Below are 2728 nucleotides of genomic sequence, written 5' to 3'. Positions count from 1 at the left end.
TTCGCCATCCACCCAGCCTGAGGAAATTTCCAGCGCGGCCACGGCGTTGGCCAACTTGGGCAGCTTGCTGGTCCAGTCGTTGCCTTTGCGCGTGATGAGGCGAACCGACGGCCCGTCGATGCGGGCCAGCAGGCGGTAGCCGTCATACTTGATCTCGTAGGCCCAGCCTTGCGGGGCGGCCGGAGGGCGTGCGACCAGGGTGGCCAGTTGCGGAGCCAGTGTCTGCGGCAGCTTTGCCGCGACGGCGCCTTCGGGGATGTCAGTAGCGGGTGTGCTTCTGCGTTCCTGTTTGGCAATCTTCCTGGCGGTCTTTCGGGTGGCGGCTGCCTTCTTGACGGCAGCGCCGGCCGAAGCGCCCGCCTTGCCGAAGTTTTCCGCGGTGTCGCGTGGCAGTGGCTTGCCCGAGAGCACGCTGTTGGGCAGGGCCTCGCGTACGTCGAACTCCGTTTCCGGGCGGGCGTAGCCGTCGTGCTCCTTGATCAGCAGCCACGGCTCCTGCTTGGCGTTGCCGCGCCCATGCATTCGCACCAGCGTCCAGCCGCCCTTGAGTTTTTCGCCATGCAGTTCGAATTTGAGTTTTCCATCCTTGAACCCTTTGACAGGGTCCCCATGCGGCGTCCACAGGCCACGGTCCCAGACAATCACGTCGCCCGCGCCGTATTGCTTCGATGGAATGCTGCCCTCGAAACCTGCATAGGAAATGGGATGGTCTTCCACATGCATGCCCATGCGCTTGACGGACGGATCCAGGCTGGGCCCTTTGGGAACTGCCCAGCTCTTGAGCGTGCCCTGCAGTTCCAGGCGGAAGTCGTAATGCAGGTTGCGTGCGTCGTGTTTCTGGATCACGAAACTCAGCGCCTTGTCTGAGCGCGTGCCGCCTTGCGCCGGCTCGGGTGTGCGCGAAAAATCGCGCTTGGCGCGGTAGGGTTTCAGCAGGTCGCGGGCGCCCATGTCGTCAGCCTGCAGGTAAGCAACGGGCTAGGCGGCGCGCCGTTTGGCGGGAGCATGCGCGCGCGCCCTCGCGGCGGGTTTTTTGCGCGCCGGGCTTTTGGCTGCAGTCTTGCTGGTTTTCGCTGTGGTTTTGTCGGCTGCCCTGGTTTTGGAGGCATCGCCGCCGCCTTTGCGCAGGCTGCGCTGCAACAGCTCCGTCAGGTCAATGATCTTGGCGCCGGAGCGGGCTTCGGGTTCGTCGGATTCTTCCGGCTGCACCACGCTTTCCAGTTTGCCTTCTTTCGCCTTGCGTTTAACCAGCGCCATGATGTCGTCCCTGAAGGAGTCGGAGAACTGCTCCGGGTCCCATTTGCCGGTCATGTCGTCCACCAGCTGTTTGGCCATCGCCAGTTCCTTGTCAGACAGGCCCGCGGCCTTGGCGCCGACAGGCGGCAGGTCCAGTTCTTCCAGCGAGCGGATGTCGGCGCCCCAGCGCAGCAGGTTCAATATCAGTGCCGGGCCTGAAGGCACCAGAACGGCAAGGTGCTGCTTGGTCTGGATGATGACGCGGGCGATGCCCACGCGTTGGGTTTTCAGCAGGGTGTCGCGCAGCAGTGCGTAGACTTTTTGCCCTTTGTTGATGGGGGCGATGTAGTAGGGCCGCTCCAGGTAAACGAAGGGAATCTCCGTGTTGGGCACAAAGCTTTCGATTTCAATGGTCTGGGTGGTCTTTGGGTAGGCGGACTTGATCTCTTCTTCCGACAGCACGATGTACTGGCCGTCTTCGTATTCGACGCCCTTGACGATGTTTTCCCGGGTGATTTCTTTGCCCGTGCGCTTGTTGACGCGCTTGTAACCCACAGGGTCCATGCTGCGCTTGTCCAGCCAGTCGAAGTCAATGCCGCTCTCCGAGGTGGCCGAATGCAGCGCTACGGGGATGTGAACCAGGCCGAAACTGATGGCCCCTTTCCATAAAACGCGCGATGCCATGGTGTGAGTCTTTCTACTGAGGATTGCGGGCTGGCCTGGGGAAGGATGCAGGCCACAACTATCAGGCCAGTCTCCAGCCCGCGCGCAGGCAGGCGTGTCGGTGTGCGATGGGGTACGGGCGTCGTCCGGAACCGACTGTTCGCATGGGGTTTGTCCTACGGGTTTGACCAGCGTGCAGCACGCACAATCGGCTGCAACTTTTCAAGGAGCTGACCCATGCTTTCACGCCGCACCGCCACCCGAGTTTCCCTTGCCGCGATGGCCGTAGCCGCTGCCGCCATCACGGGCTGCGGCGTGATGAACAAGCAATCCCCCCTGGTCGCCTTCACCACACAGCTTCGCGGCGCCAATGAGGTGCCCGCCAATGCCAGCACCGGTAGCGGCTCGGTCGATGCCGTTTTCGATACCAGTACCAACCTGCTGCGCTGGAAAGTCAATTACACCCGTCTGACCGGCCCGGCGACTGCGGGACACTTTCACGGCCCGGCCGCCATTGGCGCCAACGCCGGTGTTGCTTTGGGGTGGGCCAGCCCCCTCCGTACCCCTATGGACGGCAGCGCCACACTGACGGCGGCCCAGGCCGCCGACCTGATGGCGGGCCGCTGGTATGCCAACATCCACACGGCCGCTTATCCCGCAGGGGAAGTGCGTGGCCAGATGACGATGGTGCGTAACTAGGGCCTTCTGAAGAGGCCCCCGGGCCGGCCTTTATAGATGGTTGCGGGCGCAACCGGATCGGTTTATAGTTGCGGGCGCAACCATAAACTTACCCGGTCGCTACATGATCAAGCTCGACAGAACCCTGACC

General features: G+C 62.8%; 3 protein-coding genes. 1 reads left to right on the top strand and 2 read right to left on the bottom strand.

From position 1 onward, the window contains the following. A partial coding sequence (locus AC1D1P_RS20090) for a DNA polymerase ligase N-terminal domain-containing protein (RefSeq protein ID WP_477674183.1) occupies positions 1 to 951 on the bottom strand: 951 nt, incomplete at its 3' end. 27 nt (positions 952 to 978) lie between these two features. Continuing rightward, the gene (ku, locus tag AC1D1P_RS20085; protein WP_477674182.1) at positions 979 to 1920 is read right to left on the bottom strand and encodes a non-homologous end joining protein Ku; all 942 of its coding nucleotides are present in this window, start codon (positions 1918 to 1920) and stop codon (positions 979 to 981) included. A 216-nt stretch (positions 1921 to 2136) separates the two neighbouring features. On the opposite strand from ku, the gene AC1D1P_RS20080 reads away from it, so the two are divergent. Continuing rightward, complete coding sequence (locus tag AC1D1P_RS20080) at positions 2137 to 2598, top strand: CHRD domain-containing protein (protein WP_477674181.1); 462 nt, start codon at positions 2137 to 2139, stop codon at positions 2596 to 2598. Positions 2599 to 2728: the final 130 nt, after the last annotated feature.

The sequence above is a fragment of the Polaromonas sp. P1_E1_2 genome (genome assembly GCF_056406035.1).
Note: the sequence above shows the minus strand (reverse complement) of the source record. Positions and strands in the feature narration are given on the sequence as shown.